The sequence below is a fragment of the Algoriphagus sp. 4150 genome (assembly GCF_031457395.1).
Lineage (GTDB): Bacteria > Bacteroidota > Bacteroidia > Cytophagales > Cyclobacteriaceae > Algoriphagus.
This window is the reverse complement of record NZ_JAVDWS010000034.1, coordinates 1-21,664: the sequence shown is the minus strand read 5'-3', so window position 1 is coordinate 21,664 and position 21,664 is coordinate 1. Positions and strand designations below refer to the sequence as shown.

Below are 21,664 nucleotides of genomic sequence, written 5' to 3'. Positions count from 1 at the left end.
TCTGCCCAACTCAGAGATCCTATGCCCCTTGTTTTTTTTTCTTTTTGTCGTTTCATAGTAGTTTACTTTGTGTAAACTCAATTCAGGACGAGTCACTTCCCTATTTTATTCTTTCGAAAACCAATTTACCTGCTCCCGCCTTATTACTAATGGGAGCCAGTACCATCCGATCACCGGAAAATTCCACAATTTTAGCTTGTCTGATCTCTGTAGCTGTATGAATAGTCATCACGCTGTCCTTACTGATTTCTATTTTCGCTTGCCTCTGCACTACTTCCTGGCTCACATAGTCTGTGTATTTCAAGCTGTCACCGGCAACAAAGTTGTAGACAGTGTTTTCAAGTCTATTTTGGATTTTATACTCCAGTCCCTCACGCATGGCCGCATCCGAATTCCTATACTGGGGGGAATTTCTCAACTGATCTATAGATTCAAAGTGAACCAGTTGCCAAGAGCCTAGTAGTTGCTGAAAACTGATTTGACTAGTCTGAAGTACAAATGCCAGTAAAAGAGAGGGGATAACTGAAAGAATCATACACAAGTTGAGGCAATTATTTTGCCGGAAAAAACAATTGCCAATATTCGGAGCAGTTAGCCCTGTAGCATCTTGGAATTCAAAAACGGCAACCATTCTTCCGCTTGCTTTTCGGCGTATTCTGACAAGAAATAGGCTAAAGACGGCTTAAAAGGTTTATTCTTTATAGTTAACCCGACTTGCTCAGGGGTTTTATCCCCTTTCAATACATTGCATCTATGACAGGCTGTGGTCAAGTTGGTCCAGCTGGATTTCCCTCCCTTGGACCGTGGTACCACGTGATCTATGGTCAACTGCCTCTTGCTTCCACAATACTGGCATTCACCATGATCTCTTCGAAAAAGGTTTATCCGGTTGAGAAGTACTCCACGATAAGGAATATTTTTGTAATGATTCAGGCAGATCACAGCAGGATATTCAAAGCTGCGGCTGACAGTACGTATCTGAAGTAAATCATAGACAGACAAGCAATTCGCCTTTTCCATTAAAAGTAGAACGATGGCTTTTTGTGGCGAAACTACCGCCACGGGAGAATGATCCATATTCAACACCAATACCCGCTTTTCCATAGTTTAACTTATAATCGTTCGGGTTTCCAATTCTACCTGTTTATCCCTACTACTCCGTAGGAAGGCTTCCCATTCACACAAATCCGTCACTTTAATTCTATTGTCCATCCAAAATACTTCTTCAGCTCCAAGATACAAGGCATAGTTGACCTGCTTTTTTTCCAGTTCCCTGAAAATAAATAAATCACCCGGCAATATGAGCTCAGGCTCAATTTTTCTGCCTGGAATTTCGCCTGACTTCCAAGAATAACCTGCTATACCAAAAATCAATTCAAATCCTTGCCGGTCATCCAATCCGACTATACTTCTCCCTCCTGCCTGATACGGTGCATTTACATATTTGATTGCAATATCGATCAGCTCCGTCCTGTCGGTTTTGAGCGCATGGCTACGTACAGCCCCTGTGAATCCTATGTGATCCTGCCAATTAAAAAGCTCCAAGTCGGAGAAATGGAGCCTGCTCCCCGGAAGCAGATAAAGATTTGTGCCAAGATACGCTATGGCAGCGATAGGGCTGGTGACAATTTGAAAGTCTGTATTGAGGTATTTGTAATAGTCAGCTTCAGGTATCTCCTTGAGTGCACGATTGGTGATCCAACCCTGCAAACCGGTGTCTTCATGAAGTATTTTGAACCATTGCTGGTCGGGAGTCATAGCTATCGTCTGATAACATTCCCCAAAAAGTAACTGTGTGACCTGCGCCGAATCAAAAGTAGGTCTGCGGTAAAGTGGAAGGATAGTTTGTCTACATATCCCAAAAGCATCAATCAAAGGCCATTCGCTGGATTTCTCTTTTTGCATCTTTTTCCTTCAGGTCCTGTCGTTTATCGTGTGATTTCTTGCCCCGGCCTAGCGCTATCTCCATTTTTGCCATTCCCCGGTCATTGATAAATATACGAACAGGAATGATAGTCAGACCTTTTTCTTGAGACTTAGTTTCCAATTTTTCTAGTTCCTTCTTGCTCATCAATAACTTTCTATCACGAATCGCTACGTGATTATAGCTAGCCGCCATGGAATATGGAGCAATGTGCATCTGTCGCACGTATAGTTCTCCATCCAAAAAAATGCAGAACGCTTCAGTCAATGATACTTTCGCTTCACGGATGGACTTGATCTCCGTGCCTTTCAGCACCATCCCGGCTACGTAGGTATCTACAAACTCAAACTGAAAACTTGCCTTTCTGTTTTTTATGTTGATGACTTTGTCAAATTTATTATCCTTAGCCATGCTTAGATTTTCATTTTTGCGAGAGGAGTGACATCCATGGATGAAAATTCTCCTTTCAGGTATTTGTAATGTGCTGCCATGGCAATCATGGCGGCGTTGTCTGTGCAGTATTCGAATTTTGGAATGTACAGGTTCCATCCTTTCTGCGCAGCCAGCTTAGTCAAGGTACCCCTCAATCCGGAGTTGGCAGATACCCCCCCTGCAATCGCGACCTCTGTGACGCCGTACTCCTTCACCGCAGCTTTCAATTTTATCAACAGCATCTCCACAAGAGAATACTGTACACTGGCACAAAGATCAGCCAAGTTCTCTTCAATAAATTTCGGATTCTCTTTCAATCTGTCACGGAGAAAATAAAGAACAGCAGTCTTGATCCCGCTAAAGGAATAATTCAATTCAGGCATCCGGGTAATCGGAAATTGAAATGCTTTGGGATTACCTTCTCTGGCATACTTGTCAATAAGCGGGCCACCGGGATACGGTAACCCCAGCAATTTTGCTGTTTTGTCAAAAGCCTCTCCCACGGCATCGTCCTGAGTCTCTCCTATTACTTCCATTTCCAGATGATCCCTCACCAAGACTAACTGGGTGTGTCCCCCACTCACAGTCAAGCAAATAAACGGGAAATTCGGCTTGGGATCTTCTATGAAGTGCGCCAAAATATGCGCATTCATATGATTCACCTCAATCAATGGAATGTTTCGTGAAAATGCAAATGCCTTGGCAAAGCTCACTCCTACCAGAAGAGAGCCCATTAATCCGGGTCCACGGGTGAAAGCTACCGCTGAAAGCTGATCCTTGGAAATCCCCGAAGACAAAATGGCCTCCTGCACCACTGGGATGAGATTTTCCTGATGTGCCCGTGATGCGAGCTCAGGAACTACACCTCCATATTTTTCGTGAACAGATTGTGTGGCGACAATATTATTAAGTACTTTGCCGTCAGCTATAACAGCCGCAGAGGTCTCGTCGCACGAGGATTCAATTGCTAGAATAAAGATATCGTTGGTACCCATTGGAAAAGAACGCGAAAGTTACGGATTTTTTGCACAAAGCGTTTCGGGTGTTACTATGGATCGTCTTTTCATTGGTAGTATTCTTTATAGTAGTGGCAGTGAGTCTTCAGATCACTTGGGTGCAAAATAAGGTAATCAACACAGTTACAGGCATTCTCAACAACAATTCCTCTTTTCACACAGATATAGGAAAGATCAAACTTACTTGGTGGGATGCCTTGGAATTAGACGATGTCATCATTCGGGATCACCGGGATAGCCTAATGATAGGCGCAAAAAAAATACATGCTGATTTTGAATTGCTCTCTTTATTCCCTCCCGGAGTCACCACAATCAACGCCGTGCGGATGGAGAATGCCAAGCTCCATATGCTCACTCATGAAGGTGATTCTGCCATGAATATCAATATGTGGGTGGAGGAACTCGCAAACATGTTTAGTACGGGCAGTAAAAGCACCAAACCTACCCAGTTTCGGATTAATTCAGTGGAATTGAGAAATTCTGAAATCTTTATAGTCAATGAGATTACAGATGCGATCACCAAAGGACTGGATTATAGCAAGCTCCGTTTTGCTGATATCACGTTGAATGCCTCAGACTTTTACCTCGAAGGGCCAGAGATCGGGGCAAATGTAGAAATGCTAACTGGAATAGAGCTGACTTCAGGTTTTGAGATTATGGAGCTCAAAACTGATATGACCTATGCCCGGGAATTCATGGAATTTGACCAGCTCAGTCTGAAGTCTGCCAATAGCCATATCAAAAATTTCCTGCGATTTGAGTATGCTACACCGGCGGCTTTTTCCAATTTCGTGGAAGAAGTAGTGATCATCACCAATTTGAACGAAACCAAGCTTGACTTGGGGGATCTCAAACTTTTTGCTCCCTCTCTACCGGATATAGACGATAAAATCTACTTATCAGGAAAGATCGCGGGGCCGGTATCTGATATTCGCTCGGATGAGCTTCTGATAAGACTTGGGGAAAAGACAGCAATATTTGGCGCTTTTAGACTGGATGGCTTGCCTGATATCAATGATACCTACATTAATCTTTCCCTCAAAAATTCAACAATTTTTGCCAAAGATCTCGCTCCTTACTTACCGGACAATATTTCCAAAGAAATCAACAAATTCAATACCGTCCGTCTGACTGCCGATTTCGCAGGCTATCTGCACAGATTTGATACCAACGGGGAATTCAAAACCTCGATTGGAGACATTAGCGGCAGGGTCAGTTTCGATCTGGCAGACGGGCTTCCTACTACTGTTTCCAACATCACCACAACTAATCTTGATTTGGGATTGATTGCTGAAAGAAGGGAATTATTACAAAAAATAAGTTTAAAAGGACGTGTGAATACAACGGGAAACTCCATTGACAACTTATTAATGGATGTGAATGCTGATGTCTCACAATTTGGTCTAAAAAACTACGTGTACACCAACATCAAGACTAATGCAACCTATGGACGGGATCTTTTCAAAGGAAACATCACAGTAAAAGATCCGAACTTTAAAATCAATGCAAACGGAGAATTAAACCTCAGAGAATCCACTGATTCTGTAAGAATGAGCCTACAGATCGACACTGCGTTTTTGGACCGGATGAATCTCACAGCAAAGGCAACCTTCATCAGCGGAAATCTGGATATTGATGTCAGGGGAATCGAACTGGATGACATACAGGGAATAGCAAGATTCCGAAATATCGCTGTGGGCTATGAAGATAGATTTCTGGAGCTTGGAGATTTTAATTTTCAATCCCTTTTCGCAGGAGGCACACGTACGATGTCCCTCAATTCGGACTATCTGGTGGCTGCTGCTTCGGGACAATTTAACCTCGAGCAAATGGGACGGGATCTGGACATTCTCAGGAAACAATACATCGCAATTATTCTAAACGAGGAGCAACCAATCGCAGATGTTGAGCGGAATTTCTCGGAAATATACAATCTCGATCTTAATCTGCGGATGATCAATATCAACCCGATTGTCCAACTTTTCGAACCTGACCTTAGCCTCTCAAAAAACGTGGTTTTGGAAGGGGCTTTCTATCAGACACAGGAAAACACCATATTCAACTTTTTCACCAGCATCGACACCCTTAAATTCAAAACTAACTCAGCCCAAAACATCAATATTGATTTCAATACATCCAAACTCATCAACAGCCCTGATATTCTGGCCTCTTTCTATGTGTATTCAAAAACACAGGAAATCGGCAAATCACTTCAGTTTACCAACTTTGGATTTGAGGCGATATGGGATAAGGATGATATGAATATCGACTTTACCCTAGATCAAGATTCTACGCAAAGTTCAGCTAGAGTCAATGCTAGAGCCCGCTTTGCATCCCAAAACACACAACTCGTCTTTGAGCCCTCTTCGCTGAAACTTCTGGACAGAGAATGGAAATTTGATTCGCTGAATCTGATCACGATCACGCCGGGGTTGATACAGGTGGACGGTCTTAAGCTTTTCAACGAAAATCAATCCATCTCACTCCAAGGAAACGCCGGTGGCCGACCCGATGATCAATTGAATCTGGCTGTAAACAATGTAAACATAGACCTCCTCAACACACTTTCCCCTCAAAACTTCGGAGGCACAGCAAACGGCTTGATCTCTTTTGACCATCTGCTTGACAGGACTCTGATGCGGGGTGATTTCAACTTGAGTGATGTCGCTATAAATCAGTTTCCTATAGGCGACATGAATTTAAACGCAGATTTGGACTCGACACGATTGCAGGTATCTCTGACCAATGTCAGTGAAGGCAAAGAAACAATTAATCTAGGCGGGCACATACTAAACGAAAATAAAGAGATCCATATGAATGCCACTCTGAGCGATGCAAGCTTGGTGATTTTAGAGCCATTCTTATCCAAATACGTGTCAGGTATGGGCGGCACTGTTTCGGGAAAAATAGATTTGAGCGGCACGATGGCTGAACCTAAAGTCGATGGGATCGGTAGACTAAACAATGGAAAACTCACCGTTAATTACCTAAAAACTACATATTTACTCAACGGAAACATTCTCTTCGGACCCAATCAAGTCAGTTTTCAACAAATGGAGCTCAAAGATGTATTTGGAAATAAAGCGGCTATTTCAGGCGGGATAACTCATCAGGGATTTGAAAATATCCGAATGGATATCAAAGCCAACATGGCCAATCTTCAGGTAATGAACACCACGGATAAGGACAATGATACGTTTTATGGTGTTGCCTTCGTCACGGGAACAGCCGAGGTAATAGGCACTACTACAAACATGGATATCAACGCCCGGGCTACCAGTCAGCCCAACACCAGAATCTATATCCCCTTAAGTAGTAATAATACCCAAGCTCAGGAGGATTTTATTCACATGATCAACATCCAAGATACAGTCAGGATCAAACAAATCGCCGAGGAGATCAATAGACTGGAAATCGAAAACGTAAGAATGAATTTTGTGCTGGATATCACCCCTGATGCTTATGCTGAAATCATTATTGATCCACGAACCGAAGAAGGGATCACGGGAAGAGGGCGTGGAGTATTGACAATGAAAGTAGATACTCAAGGGAATTTTACACTTGACGGCACTTACGAAATCACGGAAGGAAAGTATAATTTCTCTCTTTATAACGTGGTGAAAAAACAATTCAGCATCAAACCCGGTGGCCGAATTACGTGGTATGGAGACCCATATACAGGAGTTATGGACATTTCCGCAGAATATACAGAAAGCGTATCCCTGCAACCTCTGCTGGTAAATACAGTCTCCACAGACAATCAAAATTCTTATGCCAGTCGCAGATATCCTGTCAAAGTATTATTGAATCTGGATGGTCAATTGCTTTCTCCCAATATTAATTTTGGTTTTGACTTCACCGAATTCCCTTCCAGTGGAGAAACCCAGACCACCATATCTTCTTTCCAGAACAAAATAGCGAATGATGAGCAGGAAATGAACCGGCAGGTTTTTTCAGTGATCATGACCCGCTCATTCTCACCTGAGGGTCAATTCTCCGGAGTGTCCACGATCTCTTCCAGTTTGGGACAATTGCTTTCTACCCAGCTTAACAGCTTCCTTGGTCAGGTAGACAAAAATCTGGAAGTCGATCTGGATGTGGCTAGTTTGGATCAAAATGCGCTGGAAACCTTCCAGCTGAGTGTGGCTTATACTTTCCTTGACGGTCGACTTCGCGTATCAAGAGATGGTGGATTTACAGACAATCAGGGCACTGCCAATGCGTCTTCCATCATAGGTGATTGGCAGGCAGAATATATGCTTACAGGGGATGGTGTCTATAGAATCCGGATTTTCAACAGAAATAACTTTAATACCTTTACCTCACTTTCCCTTTCCAAAAACGTCGCCACTTACGGCGTAGCCTTATCACAAAGTGTTTCTTTCAATTCATTTTCGGAGCTTTTCAAGAAATTAACCAGAAAGAAAAATGAAAAATTGATCATCAATGATCAGGACGATTTCCTGCGCTATCAGTTTGAAAAGAAAGAAGAATGGAAACCCATTCAATTGGATAATATAGAAGAAAGACTGGACTCGCTGGATCAGGAACGAAAGATCAAAATGCTCAAGCAAGGAGAATTTTAAACAATTCTTCTGTTTTTGAGCTTACTTCTATAAAAGTTATATGAAGAATGTCAGCATTTTTTGGTTTCGAAGAGATCTAAGGTTGGATGATAATCACGGTTTTTATCAGGCGCTCAAAGAGAATGAAAATGTTTTACCTCTTTTCATTTTTGACAAAAATATACTCGATAAGCTGGAGAATAAGCAGGATGCCAGAGTGGAATTTATCCATGGGCAAGTCAGCCAACTTCACCAAAAATTGGGTGATCATAGCTCTTCCATTTTAGTCCGCTATGGAAATCCTGAGGCTGTTTTCAAAGAACTACTAGACACTTACCAAATCCTATCGGTCTTCACTAATAGGGACTATGAACCTTATGCCAAAAACCGTGATGAAAAGGTAGCGAGATTGATAAACCTGCAGGATATCCCATTCCGGACTTTCAAAGACCAGTTGATCTTCGAGCCCGGAGAAATCCTCAATGGATCAGGGGAGTTCTACAAGGTCTTCACCCCATTTAGCAAGGTTTGGCTAGGTATGTTTGACCCTTCAAAACTGGAGGATTTCAAGCCTGTCCAGTGGAAAAATCTAATGCAATGCAATCCTTTGGAAATCCCATCTTTGAAGGAAATGGGATTTTCCAAGAGCAACATCGCTATTCCTTCCAAGTCTGCAGATGAAGAAATCATTGCTCATTACAACGAAACCCGAGATTTTCCTGCTAAAAACGGTACGTCACGACTGGGAATCCATTTGCGATTTGGGACTATTTCCATCCGTAAACTTGCACGAAAAGCCTCTGAGCTCAACGCCACCTTTTTGAATGAACTGATATGGAGGGAATTTTACATGATGATTTTAGCCTTCAATCCCCAGGTGGTCGATCAGGCTTTCAAACCCGCCTATGATAGAATCCCGTGGAGAAACAACGAAGAAGAATTTGCTGCTTGGTGTGAAGGCAAAACCGGCTATCCTATTGTGGATGCGGGCATGAGAGAACTCAATACCAGCGGCTACATGCACAACCGCGTGCGGATGGTTGTTGCCTCATTTCTTACCAAGCACCTATTGATCGACTGGCGCTGGGGTGAAGCTTATTTTGCAGAGAAGCTGCTAGACTATGAATTGGCTTCAAATAATGGAGGCTGGCAATGGGCCGCAGGCACGGGCACAGATGCCCAACCCTACTTCCGGGTGTTCAATCCTGCTTCCCAGCAGGAGAAATTTGACAAGAATTGGAAGTACATCAAAAAATGGATTCCTGAAATAAACTCAGATAAGTACCCAAAACCGATAGTAGATCATAAATTTGCAAGGCAACGTGCAATCGACACCTACAAAACAGCCCTGAATCAATGAATATCGGAGACCGAGTAAGACTACTTCACGGAAAGGAAGAGGGAATTATCCGCAAAATTTCCTCAAGTGGTAGAATACAGATAGAAATCGAGGACGGATTTATCATCCCAGCATTGAAATCAGAAGTGGTACTCATTCACCAAACTGAGAAGAGCCACTTTGGAGAAAAGCCTGTAGAAGAAAAGGATATAGATACGCCCATCCCCATTTCCGGGCCAAAAGACCAAGGACTATACCTCGCCTTTCTTCCTATCAACGACCAAAGCCTCAGCCTCTATTTGATCAATGACAGCCGTCAGGCATATTTGTCGCATGTATCAGAAGTGTTTGGTGACAATCACCGCACCTTGCTTGCCACCACCCTCAATCCGGGGGAAGCGAAGAAATTTGATGATAGATTGCTGAAGGAAATGGACGAGTGGCCTGCTTTCCTGCTCCGGTTTATCCCAATTCACAATCAATTGGAGAGGGCCATTCCCGCTTTTGAGCGACAGCTGAAGATGAAACCCACCCAGTTTTTCAAGCATCTGAGCAAAGCTCCCCGACTGGACAAAACCGCCTATATTTTTGCGCTGGAGCAAACTACCAAGGAACTCGACATTCGGGCTCTCAATCAGGAACTGGGAGAAATAACCCCAAAGTCGGAAGCTCCCAAAGCCGTAAAACCTGCCAGATCCATAGACCTACACATAGAGAAACTAGTCACTGATTCCAAAGGGATGAGCAATTCGGAGATGCTACGTGTGCAACTGGAGACCTTTGATAGAAATCTGGATCAGGCTATGGCCTCCGGGATGGATGAGATCACCTTTATTCACGGCATCGGAAATGGTGTACTTCGTAAAGAAATTCACAAGCGCCTCAGTCAACTCCAAAATATTAAGTACTTTCAGGATACGCAAAAAGATCAGTGGGGCTACGGTGCTACCTTGGTCAGAATCACCTAATCTATGCAGGCAAAAGTATCCCCTGTCTTTCAGCTTTTTGAATCACAACATCAAGAGGCAAAGGCACTTTTTCTGACTTTGGGAAAGCAGATCAAGTCAAAAAAAGCAATAGAACTTCTCGGCAAAATGGACTTTCTGGAACTGTATGCCGACTTGATGGCTAAAGTTCATTTTGATATTGAAGGCTTGAATTTCAATATTTTCTCGGATTTCAAGCTGATGAAGAGAAGCCTTCGCAAAATCCATCATTTCAAACTCGCTGAAAAAAGCCTGAATAACCGCGAACTGGCATTAGGCATCAAATACAACGGGTATCGTATTCATCTGGACAAATACAAAAAGAAACTATATACTGAAGCCTTCGATCTGATCGTGGGAAGCACACTGAAAAGTTGGGATGAATTTCATCAAAAAGCCATGAATGCCAGTCGCGGCATCAAAGCACTGACTATCAATACAGCAGTAAATCAGATTATTCAGGAAGAGCTGGAATTTTTCGCGCTGGACCACAAAGGGAGCATGGACAGCAAAGCTTTGAAGGACACTTTTGAAGGGCTGCGCACCATTATTATGCTGGAAAACACCCTGATCCAAATGGGGTTCAATTCTATATTCGTAGCAGGAATTCACGGAGAAATCGAGGCGTTGAAAAACAATCTGAAACCTTGGTATTCCAATCATCTTTCGCTTCAGTCATTGACACATTTTCTCGGAACAAAGGAGGAAGTTTCCAAGAAATACTTGGATTGGGTGAAAGAGCTCAAAGCAGAGAAAACTGCTCTTTCAGCCCAAGCCGAGAAGCAAGCACATGAGTTGTTTGATAAAATCTTGGGATAAGTGATCGGCTATACTGATCGTGCCTTTGGCACTCTATGGATATAATACCTCTCCAACCCGGAATTGCATTCCGGGCAATTATTGGTCTTGCCGTTGGCAAGATAAATCTTTTCATAACGTGGACATGGTGGTCAAGTAATCTCATGAATGCCGTTGGTTAAAGGTTTCCCAATGAACTAAAGCAAATATCCAAGTGCTTTCAGTTTCCAAAGACCTTGACCCATGAATGCCAACGGCATTCCCCATTTCAACCCCGAATACAGCAAAGCAAAATTCGGGGTTTCTAAAGTCACAAGCCAATCCTGAATGCCAACGGCACGATAAGCAAAAATTAGAAACACCAAAATTCAAAGAAGATTACAACATCTGAATCTCCCAAAACCCCAAAATATCTCTTAGCTTAGCGGACTTTACACACTAATCAGACCTATGGATACTTCACACAAAACCTCATTTCAGTTTATCAGCGAACCATCCGACATCAATTTCGGCGGAAAAGTACATGGAGGAGTGGTGATGAAATGGATCGATCAGGCGGCTTATACCTGTGCCAGAACATGGTCAGAAAGCTATTGTGTGACCGTCTATGTGGGCGGTATCCGTTTCTACAAACCCATCAATATCGGGGAAGTAATTAAAGTAGATTCTCAAGTCATTCACACGGGAAGCTCCAGCATTCATATCATGGTGGAAGTCTATTCCCGTGATTTTTCCCATAGGGAATTTGAGAAAAAAACGCACTGCATCATCATTTTTGTATCGGTGGATGAACATGGATCACCCAAGAAAGTGAAACCATGGATCCCAAAAACTGACCAAGAAAAGAAACTAGAGGAATATGCAGTAAAACTTAAAGCTCTTCGTGAAAACATCCATAATGAGATGAAACCTTTCTTTAATGAGTAACTCTTGTTCTAGTTTATAAAAACTTTTCCAAAGTTCTAAACTTTGGAAAAGTTCTATCTACAATTGTTAAAAACAGCTCATTTGTTATCCAAATCACCGGTCATCTCCAAGCTATTCCCCTCTTTGATTTTCTGGATAAACAGCTCCTCCACGTAGAATTGCCAATCCGAAAACTTGATCGCCTGATTGGCTAAATGCACATGATGATCTTGGTCTAAAATGTAATCAGCCGGTTTGTCAAGGGCTCTGGTTTTACCATAGACCCCTTCCAATTCTGTCAATTGAGCCTTCCACTCATCCTCTAGATTCAGGAGTTTCTCTTTGGCAGTTTCTCTTTCTTCAGCCGTTTTTGCCACATCCCATTCTGCCAGAAGTAGCAAGGATTTATTGGTAAATTGGGCGACTTTAGCCACTTGCTCATAGACTTCAAGTGTGTAGGTATTTCTAAGAGCTGATTTTTTGGATTCAGAGATTTTGTACAAAACCGAATCTACCATCAACTGACTTTCTTTGGCTTTGTCCAGTTTCGACTTATTTCTTTCCGTCCATTCTCCGGGAGCACTTGCCTCCGGCAAAGTCAACACTGCATTCTGCATAGGATTATCTATCCCCCGCAGTTGATTACGGTCCTTATCATCGAGCAGGGCATTTTTCCAAAAAGCTACAGGAGATTCCAAGTCATTGATAAAGGAAAAGTCCTGTGAAACCAATTCCGGGCCAAATGTACGGTGTCTGTAAGCAGCATGAAGTTCTTCCGTACTCCTCTTCTGTCCTGCCCATGTGTATTCCGCAAAAATCGCAATTCCTCTCCCATACAATTCAAAATGCGGAGAATCATCATCCCAAAGCGTCAACAGTAATCCGTCTGCCTTATTGTCAATAGAGATCAACGCAAAATCCCGAATATTCGCAGTATTACTTTCTTCGAGTGGCATCAGATTCCAGCGTGTCTGACCGGCTGTGGCTCCCATCACTTGGAATCCATGATCGGTAAACCACTGCATCGCACGATTATTCCCTTTAGTCTCAGGCATATCGTAGTTCCAGCGCATATAGACGCAATTCTTCGGAAACATATCCACATATTTGTTCAGATTTGGCCCGTTGACTCTCCAAATGCTATCGACCTGAGCTTCCGATAGATTTCTATTGAAAATCGACTCATAAACACCTGCATTTTTCAATGGCATGTCGTCCCAGAAAATAGGGGTCAGCTTATGTTCTTCCGCATAGTCACTTACTCTGTTCAGCCAGATTAACTGCAGCTCCAAGGCTGATTTCCCGCTTCCCCTGCCCGTCGTATGAACCTCATCCCCACCTACATGCAGGTATTGTGCATAGGGAAAAGCCTCAAGTGCGTCCGAATATAGATCAAACTGCACCTCATAGGTTCTTTCATTTAGGGGATTAAAGGCCCAATCACTTGCGGGATCATCACGCAAGTCTTTGTATTCCTCATGCTTGAGAATAAAGGAAGCATGCCCTAGTCCTTGTACGAGCGGCGAAATTCTGATATTTCTTGCCATGGCATATTCGCTTAGCTTTTTCCACTCAGCAATAGACCAAGCATCCGATGAACCAATTTTGGGTTGCTTTTCGAAAGCCAATTTATCCTCTACTTCAAGTATAACCCCGTTGATTTTCATCTCCGCCAGACGATCCATCAGCTCATAGTAATATTCTTTCTTTTCCAGATGGTGTTTGATATCGAGCTGGACAGCACGATAATTCAGCGCCGGCTCGTCCTTTATAGAAATCATCGGCAAAGCCGCCTCTTGATCCAGTGCATCCCGCACCAATTGTCCCAGTGTAATTACTGCGTACCAGAGGCCTCCTTTGGAAGCAGCCTTGATATCTATATGTTCCCCGGAAATTTCAAGGGTATATGCTTCGGGGATTAATCCCCCACCGGTATCTAGAGAAAGCGTAACGGCATCGGTTCCTGCAAGTGACTTACCGGCTATGAAATCTGATTTTGCCTGATTAACAAAATCCTCAATTTCCGAAACAGAAAGACTGGAAGTCCCCGTAATCTCCAAGAAGGCTGGGCTTGGCAAAATCCTGAAATCACCTTCCTGATAGGACGCAGTGCTGCACGAGGACAGTATCAGTAAGACTATCAGCAGATTGAATTTTGAAAATAGACGCATACATCGAGGTTATCTGTAATAAAGAATCTTAAGGAAGCTAAAATACCGAATATTCAACCGCTTAAAAACCACTCAACAAACAATTGGAAAGCTATTTTGGCTTCATGCTTTAATATTCCCTTTTTTTCCCTAATTTTTAGGTTGAAGGTTCGGAACGCTAGCTGTTTCGAGCTGTTCTTTCAAACCCAACCTAACCCAAAATGCTCCTATTACTGATTATCTTTTTTGCCTTGGCCCTGATTCTTATTGCCATCGTAAAATTTGACATCCATCCTTTTCTTGCTCTATTCTGTGGTGCCATTCTCTACGGCTTGCTGTCCGGTATGTCGGGAGAATTGATCCTAAAATCAATTTCTGAAGGGTTTGGAGGAGTCCTCGGAAGCATAGGCTTGCTGATTTTACTAGGTGTGATGATGGGTACTTTTCTGGAAAAAACCGGAGGAGCTATCGTCATCGCCGAGAAAATTCTTTCTTGGATCGGAGAGAAATCAGTGACACTTGCCATGATGATTTCAGGGTACATCCTGTCTATCCCTGTTTTTGGAGACAGCACTTTTATTATGATGAATCCGATCAGCAAATCACTTTCACTGAAAGGAAAGGTCCCCTATGCTGCCACCACAATTGCATTAGCGTTGGGGGCAACTGCTTCCCATTCCCTTGTCCCTCCTACTCCCGGGCCTATTGCTACAGCAGGTATCTACGAAGCTGACCTTGGGATGATCATATTCTATGGCCTTATCGTAAGTTTGACCACCCTTGTTCCAAGCTATTTTTTTATCAGAAAAGTTGTCTATAAAATTCCTTTGGTGCCCACATTCGCCGCTAAAACCGAGGAAATAAAAGCTCAGAATAGGCCGACTGTATTTGCCTCTTTCCTACCGATTGTCGTTCCCCTGATTCTTATCATTGTTGCTTCCATTGCAAAGTATCCTACCAAACCACTTGGCGAAGGCACATTTTACACCTTTATCCAATTTGCGGGAAGTCCGGTGATTGCCTTGCTGTTAGGCGCATTTATGGCATTTATCCTACCAGAGAAATTCGATGCCAAATTACTTTCTTCCTCGGGCTGGATAGGTGAAGCGATTTTGATTGCTGCACCGGTCATTCTGATTACGGGTGCGGGAGGAGTATTTGGGAAAATGCTGCAAAACTCCGGAATCGGCGACATGGTCAGCAGCAGCATGAGTGGTGCAAGCTGGGGGATTTTCCTCCCTTTCCTGATTGCTTTTGCACTGAAAACCGCCCAAGGCTCATCCACTGTAGCGATGATCACCACTGCCTCGATTGTCGCTCCCTTATTGGGGAGTCTTGGTTTGGACTCTGAAACCATGCGTGTTTTCGCCGTCTTGGCTACAGGTGCCGGAGCCATGGCCATCTCTCATGCCAATGACAGTTTCTTCTGGGCTGTCACTCAGCTTTCGGGTCTATCCATCAAGCAAGGCAATCAGACACACAGTCTAGGCACGCTGATCATGTCGATGACTGCGATATCTGTGATTTATTTGATTACGCTGGTGGTGGGATGAAGAACGGTAAATCGGCAGATGAAAAATGGTCATCTAATTTTAAAGAAATAATTATAGTTTCGAAAAATCCCATTAAACTTTAGTGCAGATATTTTACATTTCTGATTTCAAATACTTAAATGTGATTATCCGCAATGATGCCAGTAGCCTCATTTTCTTTGGTATAACGGCAGGAAGACCGATGACAGAAGACCGAAGTGGCCTCGACGCTAGTGTTTTCCAAATCCTATAATGCTTTAGTCTCTTTACTGGCAGAAAAGCGGATATACATATACTTAAATGAAAAAAACCATACTAACCACTAATGAGTGACATACAAATAGATTTTTATGCTCAACTGGGAAAACTTTCAGTGAATTTTGCAAGGATGGAGCTTAAACTTTCTTCAATATTGAATTATTTGATTGATGTGGACGAGGATTTAATACCTGTCATTTTAACTGAAAATAATAGCCTCCATCAAACCATTGATCTTGTCAAAAAAATCAACAAAATAAAGAATTTTGAATCAGAGATAATAAAAGATCTTTTGGAGAGAATTTCTTCAGTTAAATCATCTAGAAACTTATTTATTCACGGTATTTGGGGAGAGCCATTTGAGTCAGAGAATGATATTAAAATTGTTTGCGAAGAACATAAAATCAGATATCAGGAAAAAACAACTGAATACGGAGTGGATAAACAGTGGAAGTATAACAATTTCCACACTTTTACACTTTCATTTTTAAAGCAACTAACAACAACTATTGAAGATATAATTCGACTTCAGGACTATTTGCTGAATAAGCTCAAAGTTGAATCATGAAAAAATCCATCTTCATACTTTATGCCTTTTCAGCTATTTTCGCTAGCCAAGCCCAAATCCTCAAAAAGCCAATTCCGGACAAACTGGTCGTTCTCACGTTTGACGATGCGCCAGCAAGTCAGTATGCTGTGGTAGCTCCCTTACTGGATAAATACGGTTTTGGTGCTACTTTCTTTGTCTGCGAATTTCAACCCAATTATGCTGACAGTAGTCTGTATATGAACTGGCGGCAGATACAGGAATTGGACAAAATGGGCTTTGAAATTGCAAATCACACGCATACCCATGCAAATGTCAGCAAACTAACCCAAGAAGAATTTCACGAACAGCTATCTTATATAGAGGAAAAATGCGACTCTTTGGGAATCGCAAAACCCGGCAACTTTGCTTATCCCGGATATGGATTGAACGCTCAGGCTATAGAATTTTTGCAGGAAAAAGATTATGTATTCGCACGTGCGGGAGGTCGCAGAGCTTATGATCCGTTGAGCGACTATCCCTATCTGATTCCGAGCTGGGCGACGGACGAAACAAATAAAGCTGAAATCATCGCATCCTTTGCTCAGGCTAAAAACGGAAAAATTGTCGTTTTAACCATCCATGGGGTTCCTGATATAGAGCATCCTTGGGTGAATACTCCTCCCGAACTTTTCGAAGAGTACTTAGCCTACCTTTCCTCCAATGATTTTAAAGTCATTCCCATGAGAGACTTGGAAGATTATATTGACGCGGAAAAGGCCAGAAGGCTTATCACTCCTGATTTTGACAGGAAACTCTCTAATTGATATCCGCATAAATTAGGCTTGAAACCAGCCATGCAAGCAGAATTAATCCTTCTTTCTGAAGCTCAAAACACCACTCTTTCCTTTTCTACTTTTGCCCCCTCAAAAATAAAATGAAAGAATGAACCAAAGAATGATCTTCTTGTGTAAAACCCTAACTGTAAACGACTACAGCTAGGTGGTTACAACCAAAATGGACAAGGATCAGGAGGAAAAAGAGGAGAAAAATCAGTTCGAAGAAATGATTCAAGGTCTTATAGACAATAAATATGGTTGCTGTGATGATTTTGTAAATCCCAATACCGTGGCCGGTCTGGGGGAAAATATCAGGGAGGCAAATCAAACGGGAAACTTGCAAATGGCAGGGACAGGCAGTCAGAAAGACTATAAACAGAACACCCTTATCCGCGGGGACAAAATCAAATGGATAGACGATAAAAGTGTGAATCAATTTGAAATGGTCTATGTGAAGAAAGTGGGCAACTTTATTTCACACTTGAACAAAACTTGCTTTACATCCATTAAGAGTTTTGAAAGCCACTACGCGAATTATGAACAAAAGAGTTTCTATAAAAGGCACTTGGATCAATTCAAAAATGAAAAGGGGAGGAAGTTTTCCATTGTGCTCTTTTTAAACCAAGGCTGGCAAGCCGAAGACGGAGGCATGTTGTCTTTGTATCCTGAAGGGAGGTTGCAACAAGACATCTCGCCTATTGGAGGCAGAATGGTGTTCTTTCAAAGCGATGAGATGGAACATGAAGTGCATCCATCCTTTACCCGCGAGCGGAGAAGCATAGCCGGGTGGCTTAAAGATTAGGTTGATATCCGCATCCGATATCGGATGATGCCAGTAGCCATATTTCCTTGCTTTACTGTCCAGAAGACCAATGACGGAAGACCGAAGCGGCCTCAACACCATTGTTGACCAAATCCTTTCTTGTTTTGTCTTTTACTGGCAGAAAACGGGAATACATAAAATTAATTTCCGAAGCTTCATATAAATAAAAGGTGACCCGTCTCCGGATCACCTTTTCAATTCACTTGAGGTACTTTTAATTAAGCCAAATCATATCGATCAAGCATCATTACTTTATCCCAAGCAGCGACAAAGTCCTTCAGGAATTTATCCTTAGAATCTTCACATGCATATACTTCAGCCAATGCCCGAAGTTCAGAATTCGAACCGAAGATCAAATCAGCCCGGGTTCCTGTCCATTTGACTTGACCGGTTTTTCGATCCGATCCTAAGAATGCATGCTGCCCACTATCCGCAGCTTTCCACGTTGTCCCCATATCAAGAACATTCACAAAGAAGTCGTTGGTCAAAGCCCCTGGAGTGGAAGTGAATACTCCAAGCTTAGAATTATCATAATTGGTTTCCAATACGCGTAATCCGCCGATCAGCACCGTCATTTCAGGAGGAGTCAGCTTGAGTAATTGCGCACGATCCACCAGCATTTCCTCAGCTGAGGCTTTGTGCTTAGGTCGATAATAATTTCTGAAACCATCAGCAGCAGGCTCCATAGCAGCAAATGAAGCCACATCGGTCTGGGCTTGACTGGCATCAGCTCTACCCGGAGTGAAAGGTACAGTAATGTCTTTGCCTGCATTCTTAGCAGCTTTCTCTACTCCTGCACATCCTGCCAATACAATCATATCAGCCAAAGAAATCTGCTTGCCACCGGATTGTGCTGCGTTAAATTCCTTCTGAACAGCTTCCAGTTTATCGATCACTTTTCCAAGTTGAGACGGATTGTTTACTTCCCAATATTTCTGTGGAGAAAGTCTGATTCTTGCTCCATTCGCACCTCCACGCATATCAGATCCCCGGAAAGTAGAAGCCGAAGCCCATGCGGTGGAAACCAATTCAGAAACAGAAAGTCCCGAATCCAAAACCTTCGCTTTCAATGAAGCTACATCCTGTTCATTTACCAATTCGTGATTTACTGCCGGGATAGGATCCTGCCAGATCAGCTCCTCAGTAGGAACTTCAGGCCCCAAATAACGTTGGATAGGTCCCATGTCACGGTGCGTCAATTTATACCACGCTCTGGAAAAAGCATCAGCAAACTCTTCGGGATTTTCGAAAAACCGCCTGGAAATCTTCGCATAAGCGGGATCTTCTTTCAATGCAAGATCAGTAGTAAGCATAGCCGGTGCGTGTCTTTTGGACGGATCATGAGCATCAGGAACTGTGCCTGCTCCCCCACCGCCTTTAGGAGTCCACTGGTGTGCACCTGCAGGGCTTTTGGTCAGTTCCCATTCAAATCCAAATAGATTTTCGAAGAAGCCGTTGCTCCATTTGGTAGGAGTAGAAGTCCAAGTCACCTCAAGACCTGAGGTAATGGTGTCGCCTGCATTTCCTTTACCATAGGTGTTTTTCCAGCCCAAGCCCATCTCTTCTATACCGGCTCCTTCAGGCTCATGCCCTACATACACGCCAGGATCAGCTGCACCGTGGGTCTTTCCGAAGGTGTGACCACCGGCAATCAGTGCCACAGTCTCTTCGTCATTCATTGCCATGCGACCAAAAGTCTCTCTTATATCATGCGCTGCTCCGATTGGGTCAGGCTGTCCTTTAGGTCCTTCCGGATTCACATAGATCAGCCCCATATGAGATGCTCCGAGCGGATTCTCCAATACCCTTTCTTCACTGCCGGCATACCTCTCTTGATCTCCAAGCCATTCTCCCTCAGAGCCCCAGTAGATATCCTCTTCCGGCTCCCAAACATCTTCACGTCCCCCTGCAAAACCGAATGTCTTCAATCCCATAGTTTCCAAAGAGACATTTCCTGCAAGAATCAGTAAATCCGCCCAAGAAAGTCTTCTTCCATATTTCTGTTTGATTGGCCAAAGTAGGTATCGTGCCTTATCCAAATTGGCATTATCAGGCCAGCTATTGAGCGGTGCAAATCGCTGGGAGCCTGATCCTGCTCCTCCACGACCATCGGCGATACGATAAGTACCTGCACTATGCCAAGCCATCCGAATAAAAAGTGGGCCGTAGTGACCAAAATCAGCAGGCCACCAATCCTGAGAGTCTGTCATCAGATCCGCAAGATCTTTTTTCACTGCCGCCAAATCCAATTTCTTGAACTCCTCTGCATAGTTAAAATCAGGATCCATTGGATTGGATTTTGAGGAATTTTGACGCAGAATGTTTAGGTTCAACATGTTTGGCCACCAGTCGCGGTTCTTGGTTCCACCACCTGCCGTCTTGTGAATTTCTCCACTTGTAAAAGGGCATTTTGCTTCACTTTCGTTCACATCCCATACAGGATCTGTATAGTTGTGTCCGTTTTCTTTGTTATCCATATGATTAGGGTTTGTTTTTAATAGTTTATGAAAGCTAAATTACGAAAACGATTATTTATGTAATTTAAAATTCAATTGATAAAAACTATGACTCTTTCAGAAATACAATTGAGCACATCAATTCTTCAGCGTATAGTCGACTTTCAAAATACTTAATATCACTCAAATCTCCATGGAAAACCTATGGTTTCTACGTCATCAATTCCCCCAGTTCTTGAGTTTTCAATAAAAGGTGGTATTTTAAGGTTAACTCATTGATAAACGGGGAAACAAGACTGCATTCTCTTTTTCGATATGATTCTCCATACCCAACTCTAAAAACAATTTATTATGGTGACACTTCTCATACTTGTCGGGATCATTCTGCTGCTGGGAGTTATTCTCGTCGGTATTTTCAACAGCTTTGTAAAAAACAAAAACACGGTCAAAGATGCTTGGAGCAATATAGATGTAGCACTCAAGCGACGCTATGATCTTATCCCAAACCTCGTGGAAACTGTAAAAGGCTATGCAAGCCATGAAAAAGAAACGCTGGAAGCGGTAATCCAAGCCAGAAATGCAGCAATAGCAGTACCTTCCGATGATATCAACTCCCAAATCCAGGCAGAAAATCAACTACAAAAAACACTCAGAAGCATCTTTGCTTTAAGTGAGGCTTATCCTGATCTGAAGGCAAACACTAATTTCTTACAACTTCAGGACAAGTTAAATGAGATCGAAGAAAACCTGGAGCGGGCTAGACGCTATTATAATGGCACTGTAAGAGAAAACAATACTTATGGAGAAAGCTTCCCAGGGGTAATTTTTGCCGGAATGTTCAACTACAAACATTTTGACTATTTCGAGGCAGAACCGGAGAGCCGTGAAAATGTAAAAGTGAGTTTTTCCTGATTATAGACCAATGACCTCAAAACACCCGCGATGTTTTGTAGAGATAAGCGCTGTTATGAAATCGAGCATATCGAAGACGACACACAACTTGTCCCGAACTTGCTTCTGGAGAGGGATGATTATTCGCCTGGCGAGATTCTCCCGATCCGCCGCGGCGGATCGGGACAGGCTATCTGACCTCTTAAAACAAAATATAAACAGA

Annotated in this window: 17 protein-coding genes; 10 read left to right on the top strand and 7 right to left on the bottom strand. The window is 42.9% G+C overall.

Going from position 1 to position 21,664, the window contains the following annotated elements:
• Window positions 1-100: 100 nt before the first annotated feature.
• The 5 genes from J2X69_RS23535 to tsaD are packed head-to-tail and all read right to left on the bottom strand — an operon-like array spanning window position 101 to window position 3,351.
• Window positions 101-535, bottom strand: a complete 435-nt coding sequence (locus J2X69_RS23535) for a hypothetical protein (RefSeq protein WP_310108941.1) — start codon at window positions 533-535, stop codon at window positions 101-103.
• A 56-nt stretch (window positions 536-591) separates the two neighbouring features.
• Complete coding sequence (locus tag J2X69_RS23530) at window positions 592-1,104, bottom strand: HNH endonuclease (protein ID WP_310108938.1); 513 nt, start codon at window positions 1,102-1,104, stop codon at window positions 592-594.
• 3 nt (window positions 1,105-1,107) lie between these two features.
• Window positions 1,108-1,905 carry a hypothetical protein gene (locus J2X69_RS23525; RefSeq protein WP_310108935.1) on the bottom strand — a complete coding sequence of 266 codons (798 nt, stop codon included), beginning with the start codon at window positions 1,903-1,905 and terminating at the stop codon, window positions 1,108-1,110.
• Window positions 1,868-2,335, bottom strand: coding sequence for an SsrA-binding protein SmpB (gene smpB / locus J2X69_RS23520; protein WP_310108933.1), 468 nt, complete (start codon window positions 2,333-2,335; stop codon window positions 1,868-1,870). Before smpB ends, J2X69_RS23525 begins: the two co-directional genes overlap by 38 nt.
• A 2-nt stretch (window positions 2,336-2,337) precedes the next feature.
• On the bottom strand, window positions 2,338-3,351 hold the full coding sequence (gene tsaD / locus J2X69_RS23515) for a tRNA (adenosine(37)-N6)-threonylcarbamoyltransferase complex transferase subunit TsaD (protein WP_310108931.1): 1,014 nt from the start codon (window positions 3,349-3,351) through the stop codon (window positions 2,338-2,340).
• Between the two features lie 47 nt (window positions 3,352-3,398).
• Here tsaD and J2X69_RS23510 point away from each other — a divergent pair, with 47 nt between their 5' ends.
• The 5 genes from J2X69_RS23510 (at window position 3,399) to J2X69_RS23490 (ending at window position 11,987) form a co-directional block, all read left to right on the top strand.
• Window positions 3,399-7,958: a translocation/assembly module TamB domain-containing protein gene (locus tag J2X69_RS23510; RefSeq protein WP_310108930.1), complete on the top strand. Its 4,560-nt coding sequence runs from the start codon at window positions 3,399-3,401 to the stop codon at window positions 7,956-7,958.
• Between the two features lie 40 nt (window positions 7,959-7,998).
• Window positions 7,999-9,297 (top strand): deoxyribodipyrimidine photo-lyase, encoded by a 1,299-nt coding sequence (locus tag J2X69_RS23505; RefSeq protein ID WP_310108927.1) that lies wholly within the window; start codon window positions 7,999-8,001, stop codon window positions 9,295-9,297.
• On the top strand, window positions 9,294-10,244 hold the full coding sequence (locus J2X69_RS23500; RefSeq protein WP_310108924.1) for a Smr/MutS family protein: 951 nt from the start codon (window positions 9,294-9,296) through the stop codon (window positions 10,242-10,244). The genes J2X69_RS23505 and J2X69_RS23500 overlap by 4 nt, the downstream gene beginning before the upstream one ends.
• A 3-nt stretch (window positions 10,245-10,247) precedes the next feature.
• Window positions 10,248-11,081, top strand: coding sequence for a hypothetical protein (locus tag J2X69_RS23495; RefSeq protein ID WP_310108921.1), 834 nt, complete (start codon window positions 10,248-10,250; stop codon window positions 11,079-11,081).
• A 429-nt stretch (window positions 11,082-11,510) separates the two neighbouring features.
• Window positions 11,511-11,987 (top strand): acyl-CoA thioesterase, encoded by a 477-nt coding sequence (locus tag J2X69_RS23490; protein WP_310108917.1) that lies wholly within the window; start codon window positions 11,511-11,513, stop codon window positions 11,985-11,987.
• A gap of 77 nt (window positions 11,988-12,064) precedes the next feature.
• Here the strand turns inward: J2X69_RS23490 and J2X69_RS23485 are convergent, their stop codons facing one another.
• Window positions 12,065-14,137 (bottom strand): family 20 glycosylhydrolase, encoded by a 2,073-nt coding sequence (locus tag J2X69_RS23485; protein ID WP_310108915.1) that lies wholly within the window; start codon window positions 14,135-14,137, stop codon window positions 12,065-12,067.
• Between the two features lie 200 nt (window positions 14,138-14,337).
• Between J2X69_RS23485 and J2X69_RS23480 the strand changes: the two genes are divergently transcribed.
• The 4 genes from J2X69_RS23480 (at window position 14,338) to J2X69_RS23465 (ending at window position 18,073) form a co-directional block, all read left to right on the top strand.
• Entirely contained in the window at window positions 14,338-15,669 is a 1,332-nt protein-coding gene (locus tag J2X69_RS23480) for a GntP family permease (RefSeq protein WP_310108913.1), read from the top strand.
• A gap of 304 nt (window positions 15,670-15,973) precedes the next feature.
• Window positions 15,974-16,474, top strand: a complete 501-nt coding sequence (locus J2X69_RS23475; RefSeq protein WP_310108911.1) for a hypothetical protein — start codon at window positions 15,974-15,976, stop codon at window positions 16,472-16,474.
• The gene (locus J2X69_RS23470; RefSeq protein ID WP_310108908.1) at window positions 16,471-17,259 is read left to right on the top strand and encodes a polysaccharide deacetylase family protein; all 789 of its coding nucleotides are present in this window, start codon (window positions 16,471-16,473) and stop codon (window positions 17,257-17,259) included. The genes J2X69_RS23475 and J2X69_RS23470 overlap by 4 nt, the downstream gene beginning before the upstream one ends.
• A gap of 190 nt (window positions 17,260-17,449) precedes the next feature.
• Window positions 17,450-18,073 (top strand): 2OG-Fe(II) oxygenase, encoded by a 624-nt coding sequence (locus J2X69_RS23465; protein ID WP_310108906.1) that lies wholly within the window; start codon window positions 17,450-17,452, stop codon window positions 18,071-18,073.
• A 239-nt stretch (window positions 18,074-18,312) separates the two neighbouring features.
• Here J2X69_RS23465 and katG read toward each other — a convergent pair whose 3' ends face one another.
• Window positions 18,313-20,571: a catalase/peroxidase HPI gene (katG, locus tag J2X69_RS23460; RefSeq protein ID WP_310108904.1), complete on the bottom strand. Its 2,259-nt coding sequence runs from the start codon at window positions 20,569-20,571 to the stop codon at window positions 18,313-18,315.
• Between the two features lie 330 nt (window positions 20,572-20,901).
• Here katG and J2X69_RS23455 point away from each other — a divergent pair, with 330 nt between their 5' ends.
• Window positions 20,902-21,462, top strand: a complete 561-nt coding sequence (locus J2X69_RS23455; protein ID WP_310108901.1) for a LemA family protein — start codon at window positions 20,902-20,904, stop codon at window positions 21,460-21,462.
• Window positions 21,463-21,664 lie beyond the last annotated feature (202 nt).